The 22677-nt window shown below is 64.1% G+C and carries 18 protein-coding genes and 1 tRNA gene; 10 read left to right on the plus strand and 9 right to left on the minus strand.

Going from position 1 to position 22677, the window contains the following annotated elements:
• Nucleotides 1–14: 14 nt before the first annotated feature.
• Nucleotides 15–1616 (minus strand): RNA repair transcriptional activator RtcR, encoded by a 1602-nt coding sequence (gene rtcR, locus TPR58_RS16370; RefSeq protein WP_346247798.1) that lies wholly within the window; start codon nt 1614–1616, stop codon nt 15–17.
• A 268-nt stretch (nt 1617–1884) separates the two neighbouring features.
• Between rtcR and TPR58_RS16375 the strand changes: the two genes are divergently transcribed.
• The 6 genes from TPR58_RS16375 (at nt 1885) to rtcA (ending at nt 8228) form a co-directional block, all read left to right on the plus strand.
• Nucleotides 1885–3432 (plus strand): vWA domain-containing protein, encoded by a 1548-nt coding sequence (locus TPR58_RS16375; protein WP_346247799.1) that lies wholly within the window; start codon nt 1885–1887, stop codon nt 3430–3432.
• A 569-nt stretch (nt 3433–4001) separates the two neighbouring features.
• Nucleotides 4002–5228: an RtcB family protein gene (locus TPR58_RS16380; RefSeq protein ID WP_346247800.1), complete on the plus strand. Its 1227-nt coding sequence runs from the start codon at nt 4002–4004 to the stop codon at nt 5226–5228.
• A 96-nt stretch (nt 5229–5324) separates the two neighbouring features.
• The gene (locus tag TPR58_RS16385; RefSeq protein WP_346247801.1) at nt 5325–5738 is read left to right on the plus strand and encodes a hypothetical protein; all 414 of its coding nucleotides are present in this window, start codon (nt 5325–5327) and stop codon (nt 5736–5738) included.
• Between the two features lie 87 nt (nt 5739–5825).
• Entirely contained in the window at nt 5826–6422 is a 597-nt protein-coding gene (locus TPR58_RS16390) for a hypothetical protein (RefSeq protein WP_346247802.1), read from the plus strand.
• 1 nt (nt 6423) lies between these two features.
• Nucleotides 6424–7212, plus strand: a complete 789-nt coding sequence (locus TPR58_RS16395) for a nucleotidyltransferase domain-containing protein (protein WP_346247803.1) — start codon at nt 6424–6426, stop codon at nt 7210–7212.
• Complete coding sequence (rtcA, locus tag TPR58_RS16400; RefSeq protein ID WP_346247804.1) at nt 7209–8228, plus strand: RNA 3'-terminal phosphate cyclase; 1020 nt, start codon at nt 7209–7211, stop codon at nt 8226–8228. Before TPR58_RS16395 ends, rtcA begins: the two co-directional genes overlap by 4 nt.
• 75 nt (nt 8229–8303) lie before the next feature.
• Here rtcA and TPR58_RS16405 read toward each other — a convergent pair whose 3' ends face one another.
• The 4 genes from TPR58_RS16405 to TPR58_RS16420 form a co-directional block, all read right to left on the minus strand.
• Nucleotides 8304–8915: a hypothetical protein gene (locus TPR58_RS16405; RefSeq protein ID WP_346247805.1), complete on the minus strand. Its 612-nt coding sequence runs from the start codon at nt 8913–8915 to the stop codon at nt 8304–8306.
• Between the two features lie 222 nt (nt 8916–9137).
• Nucleotides 9138–10285, minus strand: a protein-coding gene (locus TPR58_RS16410) for an IS3 family transposase (protein ID WP_346247806.1) whose coding sequence is annotated in 2 segments (ribosomal slippage) — nt 9138–10024 and nt 10024–10285 — 1149 coding nt in all. Because the reading frame shifts where the segments join, the coding sequence is not laid out codon by codon here.
• A gap of 57 nt (nt 10286–10342) precedes the next feature.
• Nucleotides 10343–11524 (minus strand): PepSY-associated TM helix domain-containing protein, encoded by a 1182-nt coding sequence (locus TPR58_RS16415; RefSeq protein WP_346247807.1) that lies wholly within the window; start codon nt 11522–11524, stop codon nt 10343–10345.
• A 2-nt stretch (nt 11525–11526) separates the two neighbouring features.
• The gene (locus tag TPR58_RS16420; protein WP_346247808.1) at nt 11527–13668 is read right to left on the minus strand and encodes a TonB-dependent siderophore receptor; all 2142 of its coding nucleotides are present in this window, start codon (nt 13666–13668) and stop codon (nt 11527–11529) included.
• A gap of 148 nt (nt 13669–13816) precedes the next feature.
• On the opposite strand from TPR58_RS16420, the gene TPR58_RS16425 reads away from it, so the two are divergent.
• The 3 genes from TPR58_RS16425 to TPR58_RS16435 are packed head-to-tail and all read left to right on the plus strand — an operon-like array spanning nt 13817 to nt 17750.
• The gene (locus tag TPR58_RS16425) at nt 13817–14125 is read left to right on the plus strand and encodes a hypothetical protein (protein WP_346247809.1); all 309 of its coding nucleotides are present in this window, start codon (nt 13817–13819) and stop codon (nt 14123–14125) included.
• The gene (locus tag TPR58_RS16430) at nt 14122–15834 is read left to right on the plus strand and encodes an ATP-dependent nuclease (protein ID WP_346247810.1); all 1713 of its coding nucleotides are present in this window, start codon (nt 14122–14124) and stop codon (nt 15832–15834) included. The genes TPR58_RS16425 and TPR58_RS16430 overlap by 4 nt, the downstream gene beginning before the upstream one ends.
• Nucleotides 15834–17750 (plus strand): ATP-dependent helicase, encoded by a 1917-nt coding sequence (locus TPR58_RS16435; protein WP_346247811.1) that lies wholly within the window; start codon nt 15834–15836, stop codon nt 17748–17750. The genes TPR58_RS16430 and TPR58_RS16435 overlap by 1 nt, the downstream gene beginning before the upstream one ends.
• A gap of 133 nt (nt 17751–17883) precedes the next feature.
• Here TPR58_RS16435 and TPR58_RS16440 read toward each other — a convergent pair.
• Together TPR58_RS16440 and TPR58_RS16445 are read right to left on the minus strand one after the other, a co-directional pair.
• Nucleotides 17884–17957, minus strand: a tRNA-Gly gene (locus TPR58_RS16440).
• Between the two features lie 49 nt (nt 17958–18006).
• A complete protein-coding gene (locus TPR58_RS16445; protein ID WP_346247933.1) occupies nt 18007–19299 on the minus strand; it encodes a Xaa-Pro dipeptidase in 1293 nt (430 codons plus the stop codon).
• 57 nt (nt 19300–19356) lie between these two features.
• Here TPR58_RS16445 and TPR58_RS16450 point away from each other — a divergent pair, with 57 nt between their 5' ends.
• Nucleotides 19357–20769, plus strand: a complete 1413-nt coding sequence (locus TPR58_RS16450) for a M20/M25/M40 family metallo-hydrolase (RefSeq protein WP_346247812.1) — start codon at nt 19357–19359, stop codon at nt 20767–20769.
• A gap of 221 nt (nt 20770–20990) precedes the next feature.
• Here the strand turns inward: TPR58_RS16450 and TPR58_RS16455 are convergent, their stop codons facing one another.
• A complete protein-coding gene (locus tag TPR58_RS16455) occupies nt 20991–21944 on the minus strand; it encodes an IS5 family transposase (RefSeq protein ID WP_346247813.1) in 954 nt (317 codons plus the stop codon).
• A 125-nt stretch (nt 21945–22069) separates the two neighbouring features.
• On the minus strand, nt 22070–22660 hold the full coding sequence (locus TPR58_RS16460; RefSeq protein ID WP_346247935.1) for a TetR family transcriptional regulator C-terminal domain-containing protein: 591 nt from the start codon (nt 22658–22660) through the stop codon (nt 22070–22072).
• Nucleotides 22661–22677: the final 17 nt, after the last annotated feature.

The raw sequence follows: 22677 nt of genomic DNA on the forward strand, positions 1-22677 counted from the left end.
TGCGGCAAGCCTCTTCACCCCTCCGCCAGCGCGCTCCACTCCAGACCGAAGCGCGTGAGATATTTGCGCAGCCGGTCGGCGTCGTTGGTCGAGGCACGCTGGGTGCGCGACGCCGCGAACAGCGTCCGTCCCGCCGCCGACAGCGAGCGGCTGGCACGGCAGGTGGCAACGACATGCGCAAGCTGCACCCGATCGAACGGATCGAGCGCCTCCAGCGCTTCGGCCGACAGCAAGGCGGCGAGCCCGTCGTCGCCCTGCCCCGCCGAGGCATCCGGCCACAGCCGCCGCAGCCGGGCGATCTCGGCATCGACCCCGGCCACGTCGATCCGTCCCTTGGGGCTGAAGGTCGCCATCCGCGTCACGCTGGCCGCCAGGTCGCGGAAATTGCCGGGCCAGGGCGCGTCGGCGCCGGTCGCGAACGCCAGATAGCGGTCGCGCGCTTCGCGGTTGAAGGTCACCCGGTCGCCCTCGCGCTCGGCATAGCGGTCCAGCTCGTAATCCAGGTTCGGCTCGATATCCTCGCGCCGCTCGGCCAGCCCGGGCAGCGCGAAGGTCCACAGGTTCAGCCGCGCATAGAGGTCCTCGCGGAACGTCCCCTGGGTCACGCACGCCGCCAGATCGCGATTGGTGCCGGCGATCAGCTGGAAGTCGCTTGCCACCTCGCGGTCGGCGCCGACCGGCAGGAAGCGCTTCTCCTCGATCGCGCGCAGGATCATCGCCTGCTCGTCCAGCCCCAGCTCGCCGATCTCGTCGAGGAACAACATGCCGGTGTCGGCCGTGCGCAGCAGGCCCGGCCGGTCCGAGGTCGCGCCGGTAAAGGCGCCGCGCTTGTGCCCGAACAGCGCCGACATCGCGCTGTCGCCCTTCAGCGTCGCGCAATTCACCTCGACGAACGGCCCCTTCACCTGACGCTTCACGCGCTTCAGTTCATGGATGCGCCGCGCCAGCTGGCTCTTGCCCGCGCCGGTCGGCCCCATCAGCAGCACCGGCGCGCGGCTGCGGATCGCGACCTGCTCGATCTCGTCGATCATCGTGTTGAACGCGGCGTTGCGCGTCTCGATGCCCGATTTCAGGAACGATGCCCCCGCCGCCCGGTCGACCGCGAACCGCGTCGAGATGCTGTCGTAGCGCGACAGGTCCAGGTCGATCACGGTCCAGCGGCCGGGCGCGCCGCCGCTGTCGGCGAGCTTGGCCGGCTGGGTCTGGAGCAGTTTGCCCGGCAGATAGTTCGCCTCGGTCAACAGGAACAGGCAGATCTGTGCGACGTGCGTTCCGGTGGTGATGTGGATCAGATAATCCTCCGCCTCCGGATCGAACGGATAGCTTCGCGCGAAGTCGAGCAGCGCGCCATACACTTCCTCGAAGTCCCAGGGATCGGTCAGGGTCATCACTTGCCGCACGACCTGCGTCTCCGGCGAGACCGACGCGATATCCTCCGCCACGAATTCCGCCAGCCGCGAATGCCCCTCGCCATGCAGCATCACGAACCGGTCGACGCGAAGATCCTCGTGCATCGTCAGCGCGACCGACGGCCGCCACTTGTTCCAGCGCGAGGGCCCGAACTTCGCAGCGTCGAGCGTGGATCCGAGAAAGCCGATAACGGTAAGAGGTCGCATTCCTATCCTGTCGTATAAGTTTCGATCCCTGTCGATAGGAATCTTGGGACGTCGCACGATGCCCCATTCCCGATCCAATCAAAAGAAATTGGGATTTATCCATTATATTACAGGTCATTATGCGACACCCGGCACCTGCCCAACCGAAGTTGGCACGCCCCCTGCAATGCTATCCGTGTCCGGCACATTCGGCCGGGCGGCGGGATCGAGGGGCGGCTGGAATAGGCCGGCCGCCCCAAACGCCCCCAAGGATTGGAAAGGGATCGACATGGCCAACAAGAACCTCTTCGCCAGTGCGGTCGCGGCGCTGTTCCCGGCGACCGATGCGCGCAATCGCGAAGCGGCCCCGGCCTATGCCTATGGCCCGCAGGCGAAGCTCGCCCAGCTGGCCGCGACCGGCACGCTGAGCGACAGCTTCTACGCCGATGCCCAGACGCATCTGGCGGAGGCGCTGGAGGCGATCCGCGCGGTCGATCCGATGTTCGCGGCAAAGGCGGCGGTCTATGCGCGCCGCTCGGGCGCGATGAAGGATATGCCGGCGCTGATCGCGGCGCATCTGACGGTTGCCGATCCGGACCTGTCGGTACGGGTGTTCGACCGGGTGATCGATAACGGCCGCATGCTGCGCAATTTCGTGCAGATCCTGCGGTCGGGCCAGGTCGGGCGGCGTTCGCTCGGTTCGCGTCCGAAGCGGCTGGTCCAGCAGTGGCTGGAGCGGGCGTCGATGACGCGGCTGATGGCGGCGGCCACCGGCAACGATCCGTCGCTGGCGGATATCGTCCGGATGGTCCATCCCAGGCCCGCGGATGCGCAGCGTCGCGCCTTTTACGGCTGGCTGATCGGCAAGCCCTATGATCTCGCGGCATTGCCGGCCGAGATCGCCGGGTTCGAGGCGTGGAAGCGGGACCCCTCGCTGCCGCTGCCCGAGGTGCCGTTCGAATGGCTGACCGCCTTCCCGCTCTCGGCTGAGCAGTGGGGCGTGCTTGCTGGCCGGATGGGCTGGCAGGCGCTGCGGATGAACCTGAACACGCTGGCGCGCAGCGGCGCGTTCGCGGTGGAGGGCGTGTCCGCGGCGGTGGCGCAGCGGCTGGCCGATCCCGAAGCGATCGCGCGGTCGCGGGTCCTGCCCTATCAGCTGATGGTGGCGCTGGATTCCGCGAACGACGCGGTGCCGCTGAAGGTTCAGGCGGCGCTGGAGGATGCGCTCGAGATCGCGGTCTCGCGCGTGCCGAAGGTGGCGGGCAGGATCGTGGTGTGTCCGGACGTCTCGGGCTCGATGAGCTCGCCGGCGACCGGGTATCGCAAGGGTGCCTCGTCCAAGGTGCGGTGCATCGATGTCGCGGCCCTGGTCTCGGCGGCGATGCTGCGGACCAATGCCGAGGCACGGGTGATGCCGTTCGAGGTGCGGGTCAAGGATGTCCGGCTGGACCGGCATGCGCGACTTGCGGTGAACGCGGCGGCACTTGCCGGACTGGGCGGCGGCGGGACCAACGTCTCTGCTCCGCTGGCGAAGCTGAATGCCGAACGGGCTTCGGTCGACCTGGTGATCATCGTCTCGGACAATGAGTCCTGGGTCGACGCACGCCGGTCGGGGGCGACCCAGACGATGCGCGAATGGGACCAGTTGAAGCGGCGCAACCCGCAGGCGAAGCTGGTTTGCATCGACATCCAGCCGCACGGGACCACCCAGGCGGCCGGGCGTCCGGAAATCCTGAACGTCGGAGGCTTCTCCGACGCGGTGTTCGACACGATCGCACGCTTCGCCGCCGGCGAGACGCGCGACTGGGTGAGCATCGTCGAACAGACGGAGGTATAGGAAACAAGGCCGTGGCGAATGCGGGTGGGACTACATCAGGGGCCAGCGAGCGGGGGTTCGAAAGCACCTCACGCACTGGCGAAAAGTCTCACCACCGATCTCGTCGCCACGGCCCCATGATTTCGTTCCGGCAAATGCCGCGCAGGACTACATCCTGTCACGATGGCCCTTCGGGGACCCGTCCTTCGCAACTCTCGTTGCCGGAACCACGATACAGCTGGCGAATGCCGGCGGGACTACACTGTTAATCTCAAGGTCGGCGGTTCGAATCCGCCCGGGCCTCCGGCCCGTAGCTCAGTTGGACAGAGCATGAGCGTCTCGCCAACCCCTTGTCGCCAGCACGCGACACACTCCGGCAAATGCCGCGATGGACTACATCTTCCAACGATGTCCCTTCGGGGCCTCGTCCACCGCATCCCTCGTTGCCGGAACCGAACACACAAGCCGGCGAATGCCCGGCGGGACTACATGGTAAGGCCGCAAGGCCGGGCGGTTCAACTCCGCGCCGGAGCGATCCGGATGTCTCGCCAACGCTCGTCGCCGGCACCAGAAGGATCAAGGAGGTCGAGATGACCGAAGCTTTGTACGATTACCAGCATGTCGAGGGCGGCGTGCCGATCAAGATGTGGACCCGCGGCGTGCCCGTGGAGGACCAGGCGCGCGAGCAGCTGAAGCGTGCGGCGCAGATGCCGTTCGTGTTCAGCCATGTCGCGGTCATGCCCGACGTCCATGTCGGCATAGGCGCGACCGTGGGGTCGGTGATCCCGACCAAGGGCGCGGTGATCCCGGCGGCGGTGGGCGTCGATATCGGCTGCGGCATGATGGCGGCGCGCACCTCGCTGGTGGCGAGCGACCTGCCCGACAATCTGGAGGGCATCCGCTCGGCGATCGAGCAGGCGGTGCCGCATGGGCGGTCGGTGGGACGCGGCAAGCGCGATACGGGCTCCTGGGGCTCCCCGCCCCCGGCGATTGTCGAGGCCTGGGCCACGCTGGCGCAGCGCTTCGACCGGCTGGCCGACAAGCATCCGCGGTTGCGTAACACCAACAACCTCACCCATCTGGGGACACTGGGCACCGGCAACCATTTCATCGAGCTGTGCCTGGACCAGGACCAGCGCGTGTGGATCATGCTGCACTCGGGCTCGCGCGGCGTCGGCAATGCGATCGGCACCTTCTTCATCGAACTGGCTAAGCAGGACATGCGCAAGTGGCACATCAACCTGCCCGATCAGGACCTGGCCTATTTCCCGGAAGGGACCGACCATTTCGACGATTATGTCGAGGCGGTCGGCTGGGCCCAGGACTTTGCCGCGCTGAACCGCCGCACGATGATGACCAACGTCATCCGCGCGCTGCGGGGCCAGATCGCCAGGCCGTTCGACGCGGAGATGGAAGCGGTGAATTGCCACCACAACTATGTCCAGCGCGAGAGTCATTTCGGCCAGAACGTGCTCGTGACCCGCAAGGGCGCGGTGCGGGCGGCAAAGGGCGTGATGGGGATCATCCCGGGATCGATGGGCGCCAAGTCGTTCATCGTGCGCGGGCTGGGCAATCCGGAGTCGTTCGACAGCTGCTCGCACGGTGCGGGCCGGGTGATGAGCCGTACCGCGGCGAAGAAGCTGGTCTCGCTCGACGAGCATATCGCCGACACCGCCGGCGTCGAATGCCGCAATGACGAAAGCGTCATCGACGAAACGCCGCGCGCCTACAAGCCGATCGAAGCCGTGATGGCCGCGCAGGCCGATCTGGTGGAGATCGTCCACACGCTGAAGCAGGTGGTGTGCGTGAAGGGGTGATCGGGCGATCAAGCGGCATGCCGGGGGCATGCCGCCGCCCGATCGCCGGCTCGCCCTGCGAGCCGGCACCCGCGCACCGCCATCAGGGGAACTTGAATGCGAAAGAAGCTACATTGTGCCGCGTGCGGCATCGCGCTGACGCGGCCCCTCGCCATCCTGTCAGGCAAGGACCCCGCGGTCACGCCACCCGACATGGAGGATGGCAAACCGATGACCCCGGCAGGCATCGCGTTCGAATCCTATGAACCAATCGGGCTTTCGTCTTTGGACACGCCAACGTTGCTGGGATCTGTCCCACAGTATTGGCTCAACCCGGATGATCTGACCAAGGTCGTGCGCATGACCAAGGACAAGGGTCGCCTTGCCGGATGCTGCGGACTCGATGGCTGCGATGGACCAAACCAACTGTGCGGCTGCGGAGCCGAAATAGGTACGCTTCGCACCGATTGCTGGACCCCTCGTGTTTTCATACCGGCGCCAACAGTCACTGAGTGGCGCGAAGAGGATTGAGATGACCGACCCCATCCCCGCCCCCGTCCGGACCGAGATCGAGCGCCGCATGGCCGCGATCTAGGCGGTGTGCGTTAAGGGGTAGTAATGAGTGACTTCACGCCATCCACCCAGGGCGCACGTCCGGGATTTATCGCTTATCAGAGCGCTTGGTCCCGGACGACGCTGACCCGCGTCGAGGCACTGGATCCCCGCCTTCAGGCGGTGGCGAAGACGATACGCGCCACCTGCAATGTGTCCAATGGCGTGCAATTCCTCCAGTTCGAGATCCATCCCGATCCCGCACTGAGCGACTATTTCGATCACAATCGCATAGAGGCCGATTTCTTCTTCCACTTTTTCACCCACCCGGATGTCCGAAGGGCTTTTCCGAACATGCCGCAGCCATCGGAAACCATGCTTGGCTTCCATCACGAGAGCGGAACTCAACTCACCGAAAGGCTTGAACGCGGGATCATGGACGGCGGCGCGTATCGCAGCTTCAGGGGCAGCGCTGCTGACGCCGCCAAGTTGGTGGCCGACTTCGGCGCCGGCATCGGAGATCGTTTCTCCAGTGCCGGCGGCTGGGTGAGCGAGGAACCATGGAACGGCTGGTTTCGCGGCATGGGGTGGGACCGCAGTTTATTCTGGTTCGACCGAGGCACTCGGATCGCGACCGTCCTACTGACAACGGATACCGATTGAGATGACGACCGATCCCATCCCCGCCCCCGTCCGGACCGAGATCGAGCGCCGCATGGCCGCGATCGAGGCGGTGGACGGCGTGCGCCTGTTGCTGGCGGTCGAGTCCGGCTCGCGCGCCTGGGGCTTCCCCTCGCCCGACAGCGACTATGACGTGCGCTTCCTCTACATCCGGCCGCGCGACGCCTATCTGGCGCTGTCGCCGGTGCGCGACGTGATCGAGCGGCCGATCGTCGACGAGGTCGACCTGAACGGATGGGATTTGCGCAAGGCGCTGGGCCTGCTGCTCAAGTCGAACGCGGTGGTCAGCGAATGGATGAACTCGCCGATCCGCTATCAGGCTGACGATCCGGTCATCGCCCGGCTCGCGGCGATGGCCGACGACCTGCTCGATCCGCCCGCACTGGCCCGGCATTATGCCGCGCTGGCGCGGGGGTCGGCCGATCGCTGGCTGGACCGCGACGGCGACGTGCCGGTGAAGAAATATTTCTACGCGCTGCGGCCCGCGCTCGCGATCCGCGCGCTCCGGCTCGACCCGAACTCGCGACCGCCGATGAACCTCCAGTCGCTGGTCGCGCTCAGCGGCCTGCCCGACGGAATCGTCGAGCAGATCGATCTGCTGGTCGCGGCCAAGGCGCGGACCAACGAGCATGCCAACGGCACGCGACTGGCCGAGATCGACGCGCTGATCCGCGACGAGATCGGCCGCGTCGGCGAGGTGACCGGCCCCGAACGGCCCGAAGACGCCGCGGACCGAGCCAACAAACTGTTTCTGGACCTGGTAAATTCATGATCATCATCGACGGATCCGAAGGCGAAGGCGGCGGCCAGGTGGTGCGCAACAGCTGTGCGCTGTCGCTGATCACCGGCACCCCCTTCCGCATCACCAATGTCCGCGGCGGGCGCGAAAAGCCCGGGCTGATGCGCCAGCATCTGACCGCGGTCGAGGCGGCGTGCCGCATCGGCGGCGCGAGCTGCGACGGGCTGGCGATCGGCTCGGGCGAGATCGCCTTCACGCCCGGCACGGTCGTGCCCGGCGAATATCATTTCGCGGTCGGATCGGCAGGCAGCGCCGGGCTGGTGCTCCAGACGCTGTCGATGCCGCTGGCGCTGGCCGGCGGCCCGTCGCGGCTGGTGCTGGAGGGCGGCACGCACAACATGATGGCGCCGCCGTTCGACTTCATCGACCGCTGCTTCCTGCCGATCGTCAACCGCATGGGCCCGCGGATCGAGGCGCGGCTGATCCGCCACGGCTTCTACCCGCGCGGCGGCGGCCGGATCGAGGTGGACATCACCCCCGCCCCGCGGCTGACGCCGATCGACTGCCTCGACCGCGGCGCGCCGACCGGCGTGACGGCGTCGGCCGTGTTCGCCTCCCTGCCGTTCGACGTCGCCGACCGGATGCTGGCGACCGCCCGCAGGCACCTGCCCGACTGGCCGGACAGCGCCTTCTCGGCGCGCGAGTTGCCGGTCGATCAGGGCCCCGGCACGATCCTGCTGCTCGAGGCAAGTTTCGAACATGCGACCGAGATCGTCAGCGGCTTCGGCAAGCTGGGCGTGTCGGCGGAATCGCTGGCGAAGAAGGCAGCGCAGCGCATGACCGGCTATCTCGCGTCGGACGCCTTTGCGGGCCCCTATCTGGCAGACCAGCTCCTCCTGCCCTTCGCGCTGGCGGGCCGCGGCAGCTTCACCACGGTCAAACCCAGCCAGCACAGCCGCACCGCCGCCGACATCATCGAGCGGTTCACGGGGCGGATGTGCCGGTTCGATCAGGCCGAGACGGGGGTGTGGACGGTGCGGGTGCTGTGATGGTCCGCTCGCTTGTCACGCACGGGTACCGAAAATGAGGGAGTTGAATGGTAGCCGCTCATGACCCGAGCGACATTACCGGCGTCGGTACTCAACCTCTTCTGCCTGCGACAATGGCTTTTGAGGGCTGCTTTTAATCGAGCAGAAACCGAGATGCGCGCCAGGCAAGTTTCTATTATCTCTCCGGAGTGTGATCACGGCGCCATACACCATCGGCCCAGACGGATTGACGGACGGCTCAGGCGTCTCGGTAAGCTGGATCATCACCCATGTCTCGCCATCCTGAAAGCGCATGAGGGTATCATAGTTGGAGCGCCGAGTTGCATCCCAACGATAAATTTCGAGGTCGGATTGCTTGGCACTGGCTTCGGCTTCAACCACGGAGTTTTCAAAAATTCCGGCATCATCTTTGACGATCTTCAGAGAAACGGGCGTGCTCACGAATCCTCGCCAAGCCGGCATAGTCCAGAGCTCGTCTTTTGTGCCACGGACGCCGCGCCCCCCGGTTTGCTCCAGTTTGAGGTGACTGATCCGGCCGCGACTGTCGTTGAGCTTGCAATCTACCTTGTATGCAGGAAGCGTTTGGCGCCCTGCGCTGTCCGTCAGGTTTTCAATTGGCACTAGTGGCAACCTCGGCGGAGGCAATTGAGGGACGTCTTGCACTATGAATAAAAAACCAACGATCATTTTACCGCCCCCCGCCAAAGCTTGATGTCTAACAATTCAGCAGCATCGATAGCAAGGTAGCCTGCAATAAGCGGCGCGAGCACTTTCCACCCAACGTTAGACGGGCGACCCACGTGACGATAGCGGCCGTTTACGGGTCCGCCCTGATTGCCCACTCCAGGGCAAGCCCACCCAACCCCACCGCCCTCAACTTGAGCTGCACCCGGTTTCGCGGACACCAGGTTAGGCTACATTAGCCTGCTTCTCGAAGTCCATCGGGCTGAGATACCCCAAGGTCGAGTGCCTGCGTGTCGGATTGTAGAAGCGCTCGATATAATCGAACACGTCCGCCCGGGCCTGATTGCGCGTGCGGTATGTTTTCCGCGCGATCCGTTCGGTCTTGAGCGAGGAGAAGAAGCTCTCCATCGCTGCATTGTCCCAGACGTTGCCCGACCGGCTCATCGAGCAGGTGACGCCGTTGTCGGTCATCAGCCGCTGGAACTGCTCGCTGGTGTACTGGCTGCCCTGGTCCGAGTGATGCAGGAGGGCATCGGGCTTGCCGCGTCGCCAGATCGCCATCACCAGTGCGTCGGTGACGAACTGCGCTGTCATCGTGTCGCTCATCGACCAGCCAACGACGCGGCGTGAGAACAGGCCGATGACGGCTGCGACGTAGAGCCAGCCTTCGGCGGTCCAGATATAGGTAAAGTCTGCCACCCACTTCTGGTTCGGCGCAGCGGCGGTAAACTGACGATCGAGCACGTTGCCAGCGATCACCGATCGCTGGCCCTCGTCCTTGGGCAGCCCGCGACGCCTGGGGCGAGCCTTGAGACCCTGCGCCCGCATCAGCCGTTCGACGCGGTGCAGGCCGCATGACAGGCCTTCGGCCAGAAGATCGTGCCAGACACGACGCGCGCCGTAAGTGCGATAGCTGGAAATGAAGCTTGCACGCACCTTGGCGCCGAACGCCTCGTCGCTGCGAGAGCGCACGCTCGGCGCACGCACGAGCCAGGCGTGGAAGCCACTGCGCGAGACCCCGAGCGCCTCGCATATCCACGATACCGGCCAGATACCCCGGTGCTTCGCGATGAAGGTGAACCTCATATCGAGTCCTTCGCGAAGTAGGCCGCCGCTTTTTTTAGGATGTCGCGCTCCGCCTTCATCCGGGCCAGCTCGCGGCGTAGCCGCTCAATCTCAAGCTGCTCGGGTCGCAGGTTGCCGTGGCCGGGAAAGGCCGATCCCGGATCGCCTTCCGCTTCGCGGATCCACTTGCGCAGCACGTTGGCATGCACGTCGAGATCGCGAGCCGCCTGGGCTGCGGAAACGCCCCGCTCCAATACCAGCTTCACCGCCTCCAGTTTGAACTCTCGGCTGAACTTCCGTCTTTGCATCTTCACCCTCCGGGTCCAAAAACACCTTATCTTGGTGTCCACGAAACCGGGTGCAGCTCAACTCGCCCCGCCAATCGCATAAGGCGTCATCGCCAGCGCGGTGACCACCGCCGCCACGCCCACCCAGCCCCACACGCCCATGCCGCACCACGCGATCCGCATCCCGCCGCCCGTCTCGGTCCGGGCCAGGCGCATCGCGTAGATCATGGTTCCGGTTACCGCCAATGCGGTCATCAGCGCGCCGAACACGAACCACACTATCTTGGTCCCCAGCCCGCCGAACGTGCCGAAGTGCAGCGGGTCGGCCATTTCCGAAATCCGCTGATGCAGCGTCAGGTCGCCGCCATCCAGCGTCGCGGTCACCCGTCCGTCGGCCGGGTCGACCGCGATGGCATTGGCCCGGTCGCGCACCAGCCAGGCGCTGTCCTGTCCCAGGAAGATCACGCCTTCCTTTTCCATGAAGCGGATCTCGCGGATCTCGAGCCCCGGCCGCGCCCGCTGCGCGATCTCGACCAGCCGGTCCAGCGCCGGCCCGGTCGGCATCGTCCGCTTGCCGATCTCCGGCACCCGCTCGACCGGGGCGTTGCCGCCCAGCGTCTCGACCAGATACCAGATGCCGGTCAGCGAGATCAGCGCGACGAACCACAGGCTCCACAGCCCGCCCAGCCGGTGGAGATCACCCGCCAGCCGCCGCCCGTCCCCGCCGCGCGGCCGTCTGAAGAAGCCGCGCCACCATTTCTTGTAGGTCACCACCCCGGTGATCAGCGACGCCGCCAGCAACAGCGCCAGCGCACAGACGATCGGAATGCCGATCCGGGTCGGCAGCATCAGGTGACGATGCACCTGGCGCAGGAAGCGATGGACATTGGCCCAGCCATGCTGCCCGGTCACCTCCCCCGTCCAGGGATCGACATAGACCCGGCCAGGCGCCCCCTTCTCCGGCTCGACCCAGGCCTCGACTGCGAACCACGGATCGATCGGCGCGAAGATCGTCGTCAGCCGAAGGTCGGGGGCCGCCCGCGTCGCCGCCTCGGCGATCGTACCCCAGGACGCCCTGGGCGCGTCCTGCGGCGCGACCCGCATCGCCGGGGTGACCAGCCAGTCGATCTCGTGCGCGAACACCGCCAGCGTGCCGGTGGCGAGGATGAAGGTCAGGAAGATCGACAGCTTCAGCCCCGCCCAGCTGTGGACGATCCACCACAAGGACCGGCGCTTCGGCGGACGCGCGGGATTTGCCATCGTCAGAACCGCGTACGCAGCTCGGCCAGGAAGGTGCGCGGCTCGCCCGGGAAATGGCCGCTCTGCGCCGAGAAGCCCGACGCCGCATAGACCGTGTCGAACAGGTTATCGACGCGCAGCATCACCTCGGCAAAGCCCAGCTTCTTGGTGATCGAGGCGTCGAACACCGTATAGGGCCGGACCGTCTGGCCCGACAGGCTGATCCGCCGCGACACATGCTCGCCGCCGAACGCGAAGGCCGCATCGACCACCGGCAGCTGATATCGCGTCCAGAAGCCGACCTTGTGCGCCGGCGCATTGGCGAAGCGGTCGCCCACCGCATTGGTGATCGCCTGCCCCGGCACCGTGCCCGTGATCCGCGCATCGTTATAGCCGTAATTGACCATCAGCACCCAGTTGGGCGTCAGGTCGGTGGTCAGGTCGAACTCGACCCCCTTGCTTGTCACCTCGCCGATCGGGCGCAACTGGTCCTGGCCGTTGACCGGCGGCAGCGTCGGATCGGCCTGGAGGATGTTGCGGCGCAGGATCCGGTACACCGCGGCATTGGCCTGGACCCGCCCGCCGAACAGGTCGGACTTGGCGCCCGCCTCGATCTGGTTGCCGGTGACCGGCGCGAACGGTCCGCCGGCATCGGTCGACTGGCTCGCCGCCGCCTGCGGCTCGAAGCTTTGCGACCAGCTGGCATAGAGCGACACGTCGCGCCGCGGCTTGAAGATCGCGCCGCCGCGGAAGGTGACGTCGCCGTCGCGGTAGCGCGACCGCGCGCTCACCGTGCCGCCGGTGCTGGTGGTCACCCCGTCCTCGAACCGGTCGTAGCGCACGCCCGCGACCAGCATCAGCGCCTCGCTCAGGCTCAGCTGGTCCTGCAGGTAGAAGCCGTATCGCTTCGTGCGCGTATCGGTGACCGTATAGGGCAAGGCCGCGGCGCGCACCGCATCGCCGTCCGACTGGCCATAGACCGGGTTGCTCAGGCTGAGCGGCAGCACGCCGGCGCGCAGGATCCGCGACTGGAGGATGCTGGTCTCGTCATACCAGTCGCCGCCCGCCTGGAACTTGTGCTCCATGCCCAGGATGGTGGCCTTCGCCGTCGCGTTGGCCATGAACGACAGGCCGTCGACCGGGCGGATCTGGTCGCGGAACTCGCGCAGCACCAGGTCGGGATTGGTCGGGCTCAGCCCGCGCGGCTCGTGATATTTCTGCCGCTCGGTCGCCTTGAAATATCGCACGCCCGCGTCGAACGTCACCCGCTCGCCGATCGCGGTCGCATAGCGCGCCTGAAGCGCGGTCGAGGTCAGGTGGAGGAAGTCGCTCGGCTCGTTCGCGTTCCAGCGGATCGAGGTCAGGAAATTGCCCGCATTGTCGACCAGCACGCCGCGCAGCCGGTTGGCCTGCAGCTGATTGTCATAGGTCGTCGCCTGCAGCGTCAGCGCACCGCCCGCATTGGTCCGGATCGTCAGCCCGGCATCCCCGATCAGCGCCTTGTTCTGCGTGTTTCGCCGATACGGATCCATCGATTCATAGAAGCCGCCGACGCGATAGGTCAGCACCCCGTCGCCGTCGATCCGCCCGGTCGCCTCGGACGAGATGCCGATCCGGTCGTAATTGCCCGCGGTCACGACGGTGCGCAGCGCCGCCTTGTCCGACGGCGTCTTCGACACATAGTTGATGATGCCGCCCGGCGATCCGGGCCCGAAGAACAGTCCGGCGGGCCCCTTCAGCACCTCGACCCGGTCGATGTTGAACAGCTGCGGCACCGAAAAGCCGATGAACGGATTGCCCCGCTGGCCATCATAATAGGACTGGTCCTGGCGAAAGCCGCGGAACGTCACCCCGGCATAGCTGAAGAAGCTGACGCCCGAGATGTTGCGATAGATATCGGTCGCGTCGCGCGCGCCCTGATCGGCGAACAGGTCCGAATTGATCACCTGCAGCGCCTGGGGAATGTTCAGCGGATCCTCCGCCGACTTGCCCACCGTCGTCGTCTCGGTCCGATACAGACGCTGCGCGCGCCCGGTGACGATGATCTCGTCGCCAACCGCGGTCTCGGCCGCCGGATCGGCGGTGGCGGTCCCCTGATCTTGGGCGAAGGCAACAGTAGGCGAAGCCAGGGCGACGAGCAGCCCCGGGATAAATGCAGGTTTCACGGTTTCCCCTTTATGCGACTAATTCGCATTAGCCAGCGATGCGGGGGATTGCAATGCTGCGGTGCGGGGAAAGTGTGATATGCGGACAGGCGGAGCAACCACGGCGCATTCCGGCTAGCGTGCCAGCCCGCGCAGGCTATCATGCGCCATGGCCTACGGCGTCTTCATCCACCGCTCGGACTCAATCTATGATGACATTCCGGCCGAGCGCTATCAGTTCCCGCCGCAATACCTTGGGCACGCATCGCAGTTTGTTGGATGGGTCGCCTGTTATGGGCCGCGCAAGGTCACGAGCACGCGCAGCCATTTCGCGGTGGCACGTGTCGAGCGCATCATTTCCGATCCCGCCGCGGAACCGGGCAGATATGATCGACGGGTAAGCGGCCTGCTTTCGCAACCAGATTTGGGACGGACTGTGCAGGTGCGCAACGATGTCCGCGGGAGGGCAAGAGCGTGATTATCCGGCAGCTAGACATTGAGAATTTTAGAGGAATTAAAAGCCTATCGCTGCATCTTGATGAGACAACCGTAATCTTCGGTTCTAATAACACTGGTAAGTCCACCATTATGGCGGCGATCCACTGTGTCCTTAGCAGAGCCTTTGGTCGCAAAGGCGGCATCTTTTCAGAATATGATTTTCATCTTGATGGAGCGATGCAGCCAACAGACGCGCCGCCCATCCAGATCACCGTTAAATTTTCGGAAACGATGGAAGCCGAATGGCCGGACGAGAAGGTTCAGCAGCTCGACAAAGTGGTCGGCGTTACGGCGGATGGACTCCAAGTAGTTACGCTTCGTGTCACCGGTTCATTTGATGACGCAGCGAACTCATTTGTAACGACGTCCGATTTCCTTGATCCGGCAGGAAATCCCTACCCATCCAATCCAAACGCACTGCGCAAGTTACAACAGATTATCCCCGCCTTTTATCTCGCCGCTTTGCGGGATGCGGGGCGAGAGTTTCGTGCTGGAGCACCGTTTTGGGGACCTTTCGTCAAAGCATTGAAAATTGACCCCGCGGTTCGCGCGCAAATTGAGCAGGACATTGCAAACCTGAACCAGCAAGTACTGGACGCGCACACGGGTTTTGAGTCAGTAAAAACAAGGTTGGCAAACTCTGGAAAGATGGTGCCGCTTGGCGGCGGAGCTGATCCGGTGCGTATCGAAGCTTTGCCCAACCGCGTGTTTGACATCCTGGCCAAAACGCAAGTCATGCTGTCCGGCAAAACCGGAGCGGCCCTGCCCCTATCACAGCATGGGGAAGGCACACAAAGCCTCGCCGTCATTTGCCTTTTCGATGCGTTTCTCGATGCCCAACTTATCGGTGAGTTTGGCGAGGGCGCCGTGCCGATCCTAACACTAGAAGAGCCGGAAGCACATTTGCACCCCGCAGCAGTGCGTGCAGTTGGGCAAATGCTCAGCAATTTTGTTGGCCAAAAGCTCATTTCCACCCACTCGGGCGACTTACTTTCGTCAGTATCCCTCAAATCTCTGCGCCGTCTCCGCAGAGTGGGGGATGAAGTCAAAGTATTTCAACTGACGGATGGCGCAATAGGCAACGAAGACTTACGCAGACTCGACCATCACGTTCGTCGCCATCGTGGAGGCTTCCTTTTTGCTAAAGTGTGGCTTCTCGTGGAGGGCGAAACTGACGAAACCGTTTTTCAGGAAACCGCTCGCATTCTCGGTGTAGACCTTTTCGGAATTGGGGTGTGCTGCTTCAAGTTCACCGAGATCGGGGTCGAGCCATTCATTCGCCTCGCCGACCAGTTCGGCATTCACTGGATAGTGGTTGCGGACGCTGATGGTTCAGGAAATGGTTATGCCGCTGCCGCCCAAGGCCTTCTAAACGGGCGCCATGGCGCTGACCATATCCGACAGATCCCCGCATGGGACATTGAAACATATTTGTCGATCCATGGCTATGGACACATGTACCTCGCGACGGTCTCGGCCCAATTGCAGGCGCTGTATCCGATCAGTGATCCAGTGGGAACGGACAATTACTGGAAGCACGTCGTGACCAAGCTGCAACCTAAGAAAGGAAAACCAGCGCGCGTCGCCGGTGTTATCGAGGAAATGGAAAAGCCTTCGTCGCGAGGCGTGCCACAATATCTTCGTGAGGTTATCGAGCTGACCGTTGCGAAGACCGGGGAAGGTGATTAATGATTGATTTGTCAACGCTAAATGACCGCCAGCTGGAGGCCGTCAAATGGCAAGAGGGCCCCTTGCTTGTGCTTGCTGGGCCAGGTTCTGGAAAAACAAAGGTTTTGACAAGCCGAATTGCGCGGATAATCGAAGAATCGGCTTCAGAGCATTTTCGTATTATTGCGCTGACCTTCACGAACAAGGCCGCTGCCGAGATGCGACAGAGAATCGAAGCATTGGTACCCGGCTCTGGAAACAGGGCGCTGCTGACCACATTTCATTCTTTTGCAGGTGATTTACTTAGACAGCATGGTCATTTAATCGGACTAAAACCAGATTTTACCATCATTACTCAGGAAGGCGAACGCATCGCTTTTCTTGATGAAGTAATCGAAAAATCCCAATTTGACAACGACACTATGCATCTTACCGGCGAGCGTTTGCTTCCGCTGATTAATCGCATGCTGGAAAACGACGTGTCGGCGGGCTCTGTTTCGCGCATGGTGATGACATTGCCTGAAAATCAACAAGAGCCCATTCAGGCGATTTACAGAGCATATCGTGCTCACCTAGTCGCTTCCAATAGCTTGGATTTTCCCGCACTAATTGCTGAGTCAGTTAGAATTTTCCGCGAGAAACCTGCGGTTTGCAAGCAGATTCGGCGAGTTTACAAGTTCGTCTGTGTTGATGAGTTTCAGGACACAAACTTATCCCAATATCATTTGCTTACCCATCTAGTCGATCAAGAGCGAAAAAACCTGTTCGTTGTCGCTGATGATGACCAGATCATCTACCAATGGAACGGGGCTAGTCCTGAGCGCCTCACAAAGCTTAGAACCGATTTTGGAATGGGTTTGATCCAGCTGCCCGCGAATTACCGTTGCCCTCCAGCTGTGATCGAGATCGCCAACAAGCTCATCGCGCACAATTCCGCACGGTCAGCGGAAAAGCAGAACCTGCAGGCGTTGAAGCCGGTCTCGGATGGAGATGCCGTTCGCGTCCACCGGTTTGGCACCTTTGATCAAGAGGCGGCTTGGGTGGCAGCCGATATAGCCGCGCGGGACGAGAAGGAACGTGGCCGGTGCGTTGTTTTGGCCCGCACTCGCAAAGCGCTTGAAAGTGCCCTTGAGCGCCTAACGGCGCAAGGCGTACCCGCATATCTGGCCATGCGGAAAGACGAGTTCGTGAGTGCGCCCATGCGTTTTCTGCATGCCGCACTGCGTCTCGCCAATAACCCGCAAGATCGAGAGCAGGCGCGGAGGCTATCAAAGGCCTTTTACGCACTGGAAGGTCTTCAAATTGATCCAGCCAACGTTAGCTCGGCGTCGGAAGCATTTGACGGCAATGCGCTCCGCGCATTTGCGCATATTGCGCTGAGCCGTGGAGAAATTGGAAACAACACGGCTGCTTTCATCAGAGATTCTATTCCGCCTTTGACCGATAAGTTGGAATTCCGGTCTTTTATGCAAGCCACATTCAGTTGGGCGGAGTTGCTGCAAGATTCTTCATATGGGACAGACAATCCGTTTGCAGAGTACGTCGATGAGAAATTAACGTGGTCCGATCTAACTGCCGAGATCGAAGGCCAGTTCGGCAGCGAAAATGTTACGCTCAACGTGTTACTTCAAGAGCTAGATATGAGGTCCAAAGCTCCCGCACCTGCCAAGGGCTCTGTTCCCTGTTTCACCATTCACGCTTCTAAGGGCATGGAGTTTGGCCATGTCTATTTGATGGCGATGGTCGAGGATCAGTTACCGAGCTGGGCGGCGGTTAAGAAAGGGCCCGACAGCAGAGAAATGCAGGAAGAACGCCGCAATTGCTTTGTGGCTATTACGCGCACCGAAGACTCGCTCACGATGACCTACTCCCAGCGTGTGTTCGGCTGGAACAAGGAGCCGTCGAGGTTTTTACGAGAAATGGCCCTAATTGGGTAGCGCACCATCTGCGCTTGGCAGCCGCTTTGATTCTGCCGACTGCTGGACCAATCGAAACCAAACCAAAATTTTGCACAGTACCTATCACAGGCAAAAAATTTGGGAAATTCCCATGTTTTCAGCATCTAGAAAATGGAGCGGGTGAAGGGAATCGAACCCTCGTCGTAAGCTTGGGAAGCTTCTGCTCTACCATTGAGCTACACCCGCGTGCAGCGCCGGATATGCCAGGCGGGGGCGTCCGGTCAACCGGCAAAGCTCATCGCACCACCGCCCCGCCCTTCATCACCACCGCGACATGCTCCAGCACGCGGATGTCGGTCAGCGGGTCGCCCTTCACCGCGATCATGTCGGCATAGCGGCCGGGGGCGACCGCGCCGATATCGGCTTCGCGGCGCAGCAGTTCGGCGGCGACGGTCGTCGCGGCGCGGATCGCCTGGAGCGGGGTCATGCCGTGGCGGACCATGTATGCGAACTGGCGCGCATTCTGGCCGTGCGGATAGACGCCGGCGTCGGTGCCATAGGCGATCTTCACCCCCGCCCTCACCGCCGCGGCGAAGCCGGCGCGCTGGGTGTCGGTGGTCTCGCGGTTCTTGCGCAGATATTCGGCGGGCCAGCCCTTGGCGCGGCCCTCGCTCTCGATCCAGTCGCCATTATAGATGTCCATCACCAGCCAGACGCCGCGCGCCTTCGCCATCGCGATCCCCTCGGCATCGATCAGCGAGGCGTGCTCGATCGACCGCACCCCGGCGCGGATCGCCGCCTTGATCGCGGCGGCGCCGTGCGCATGGGCAGTGACGTATCCGCCATTCTCCGCCGCCTCGGCCACCGCGGCGCGCATCTCGTCCTCGGACAGTTCCAGCCGGCCGGGCTCGCCGCCCATCGCCAGCACCGCGCCCGATGCGATCAGCTTGATCGAGTCGACCCGGTGCTGGAACAGGAACCGCACCCGCTCGCGCACTTCCTCGGGGTTGCGCACCACGCCCATCCGGAAGTCGGCCGGGATCTGCACGTCGGTCGCGAAGCCGGTCACCTCGCCGCCGCCGCCCGGCACGGTGATGTACGCGCCGACCACGTTCATCCGCGGCCCCTGGACCCATCCGGCATCGATCGCGTCGCGCAGCGCGACGTCGGTCAGCCCGCGATAGCAGCCGACATCATGGACGGTGGTGAAGCCCGCGCGCAGCGTCAGCCCGGCATTGCGCGCGCCGACGAACGCCGTCTCCGCCGCCGATCGCATCAGCACGGTGCCGGGCTCGAACCCCTCGAAATCCGCCAGGTGCGTGTGCATGTCGATCAGCCCGGGCAGCACGGTATAGCCCGACCAGTCCTCGACCGGGCCGTCGGCGGGAGCGCCGCGCCACGGGCCGACCGCGGCGATGCGATCCCCCTCGATCCGGATCAGCTGGTCGGTGAGCATCCGCCCGGCGATCACGTCGAGCAGCTGGCCGGCACGGACATAGCGGACCTGCCTCGCCTCCTGCTGCGCGGCAGCGGGAAGCGCGACCGCCAGCCAGATGCACAGGACGAGCCACCGAACCACAAGGCGCATTGCCATTCCCCCACAGCCTCCGCATAACTTTACGCCTGTACAACAGGGAGACAAGTGATGGTGCGTCGTGGGTTTGCGGCTTTGCTGGCGGTGACGATCGCGGCGGGCGGCGTCACTGCTGCCCACGCCCAGGGCGCCGGCCCCAATCCGCAGGCCGAGGCGCAGGCGCTCGAGCTGCTGAAGCGCGGCATCGGCTTTCGCACCGTCGCGGGCCCCGGCAACCAGACGTTCGACTATGCCACCTATCTGAAGGGCGTGCTGGTCGAGGCGGGCTTCCCGGCCGACGACATCAAGGTCGAGCGGGTCGACGACACCGCCTATCTGGTCGCGCGCTATCGCGGCACCGGTAAGGCGAAGAACGGCGCCAAGCCGATCCTGATCTCCGGCCATATGGACGTGGTCGAGGCCAAGCCCGCCGACTGGACGCGGGACCCGTTCACCGCGGTGGTCGAGAAGGGCTATATCTGGGGCCGCGGCGCCAGCGACATGAAGTACGACATGTCGACGATGGTCGCGACTTTCGTCCAGCTGAAGCGCGAGGGGTTCAAGCCCGGCCGCGACATCATCCTGCTGTTCTCCGGCGACGAGGAGACCAGCATGAAGACCACCGCGCTGATGGCCGCGGACTATCACGACGCCGAACTGCTGCTGAACATCGACGGCGGCGGCGGCGAGCTGGACGAGGCGGGCAAGCCGATCGTGTTCGGCGTGCAGGGCGCGGAAAAGACCTATGCCGATTTCGAGCTGAGCGTGACCAATCCCGGCGGCCACAGCTCGGCCCCGCGCAAGAGCAACGCGATCTATTCGCTGGCGCGCGCGCTGGACAAGCTGGCCGCCTATCAGTTCCCTGCCCAGATCAACGACGTGACCCGCGCCAGCTTCACCGCCGCGGCCGCCAATGCCGAGCCGAAGATCGCCGATGCGATGCGCCGCTTCGTCGCGAACCCCCAGGACAAGGAGGCGCTGGCGGTGCTGCGCGCCGATCCGGGCTATGTCGGCCAGACCGGCACGACCTGCGTCGCGACGATGGTCAATGCCGGCCATGCCGCCAACGCCCTGCCCCAGCGCGCGACGGCGAACGTCAATTGCCGCATCTTTCCCGGCGTGAAGGTGTCCGACGTCCAGGCGACGCTGACCCAGGTGACCGGCGATCCCGAGCTGAAGATCCGCGAGCTCGACAGCGGATCGGTCGCCAGCGACGCATCACCGCTGCGCCCCGACCTGATGAAGCTGGTGACCAGGGCGGTCCATGCCCGCTTCCCCGGCGTGCCGATCGTGCCGGTGATGTCGGCCGGTGCCACCGATTCGATGCACTTCCGCGCGCGCGGCGTGCCCAGCTACGGCATCAGCCCGATCTTCATGAAGGGCAGCGATTCCTTCGCCCACGGCCTGAACGAGCGCACCCCGATCAGCGAGATCGCGCCGTCGATCGTGTTCTACAAGACGGTGCTGACCGAACTGGCAAAGTGAGGGTGCGGGGTGCGAGAGTACCGCACCCCTTCGAAAACATCACTATATCAGTATCTTAAATCCTCTCCCGGAGGAGGCTTTTGCGTAAGGTCCGGGCGGTGATTGGAGGGGGGCCGAGACGTTGGCCCACGAGGGGTTACTGGCAAATGAGGGCCTGCGTTTGCTCAACCGCAGCCGCCTGATCCCTGGCTTCGGCTGCGATCCGCGTTGTCGGCGCTTGATCAGACGGCAGAGGTCGCTTTGCGCATGTTGAAGGCGATGCACAGCAGCCTGAGGTGGAGCCAGTTGGCGTCGAGCCCGCGGTAGCGCACATGCCGATAGCCATAGCCACGTTTCAGGGTGCCAAAGACCCGTTCGACGGCAGACCGGATGGGGCTGATCAGCCGGTTGCGCACGGCCTGCCAGTGCGGCAGCCGCGGCTGGTTCTTGTGGCTGCGATGCATGATCCGGTCCTTCACACCGGCCGCCTTGAGGCGTTTCCGCCGATCCTTGTGCTCATAGGCGCGATCGGCATAGACCGCGCGCTCGTCCCCGCAGATCAGCGCATCGGCGACCAGGCTCTCGTTGATCACCGCCGGGGTCAGCACGGCGCGGCGAATGAGGCCGGAGCCTTCGTCCACGCCAAGATGCGCCTTGTAGCCGAAGTGCTTCGTGCCGCCCTTGCGGGTCCAGGCGGCGTCGGGATCGACCTGCGACCTCGAGCCGGCCGGAGCACCCGGGCGACGCACCGCCGCCTCCACCAAAGTCGCATCGAGCAGCGTGCCGCTGCGCACCAGCATCCCTTGTGCCGACAACTGGCGCTCGACCTCCTGGAACAGCCGCTCGTCCAGCTTGAGCTCGCGCAGGCGCTTGCGAAACCGGCTCAGCGTCGAATGATCGGGCTGGCCCTCGTCCAGGCCCAGACCCACGAAGCTGCGGAACGATAGCCGATCGCTCAGCGCCTCCTCCAGCCCAGGGTCGGACAGACCATACCATTGCTGCAGCAGCAACGCGCGGAGCATCAGCACCGGAGGCCAGCTCGGACGACCGGTCCGAGCCGAGTAGACCTCCGCAACCAGCGCCTCGATCGCGCCCCAGTCAAACGCCGCCCGGATCCGCTCCAGCCGAGCGTTGCGCCCAAGCTGCGGCGACAACCACGCCCGACCCAGATCACCCTGACCACTCGAACGATGCATCGCGGCAACCTCCTTGTGATCCCTATCGAATCACAGACCAACCGCTTTTGCAAAGGCCTCCTCCGGGAGAGAATTTGTCCTTACAGATCAAATTCTTGCGCCTGAGCGACCTCAGCGGGACCACCCTACCCCAGCAACGCCGAGATCCACCGCTCCGCAATCTCGCCCGCTTCCTCCGCGGTGAACACGTCGGGCGCCAGGCACAGTTCGAGCCACAGCCCGTCGACCAGCGCGGTCAGGCCGATCGCGGCCAGCCGCACCTCGCGCCGCGGCATGCCGCAGCCGATCAGCAGGGGCTCCAGCCCGGCGCGGTAATTGGCGTAGATCTCGCCGTGCAGCGCCTGCATCGCCGGGTTCGACTTGGCCAGGCTCCAGAAGGCGATCCAGGTCGCGAGCAGCGCCGGATCGGCGATCGGGCTGCGAAAGCTGGCATTGACGTACGCGACCAGCCGCGCGCGCGGCATCAGCCCGGAATCCGCCACCGCCTCGTCCAGCGCCTGCGCGACGCGGGCATCGACCCAGCGATAGGTCTCGGCGATCAGCGCGTCGATGCCGTCGAAATAGTGGCGCAGCAGCCCCGGCGAAACGCCCGCGGTGGCGCAGATGGTGCGGACCGACGCCCCGGCGGCGCCGCGTTCGGCAAGCACCGTCGCGGCGGCTTCGATCAGGCTCTGGCGCCGGGCGTCGGGTTCGGCGCGGGTAAAGCTGCGTGCCATGGCGGCTTCATGCCCGA

This window comes from Sphingomonas rustica, from assembly GCF_039652585.1.
Lineage (GTDB): Bacteria > Pseudomonadota > Alphaproteobacteria > Sphingomonadales > Sphingomonadaceae > Sphingomonas > Sphingomonas rustica.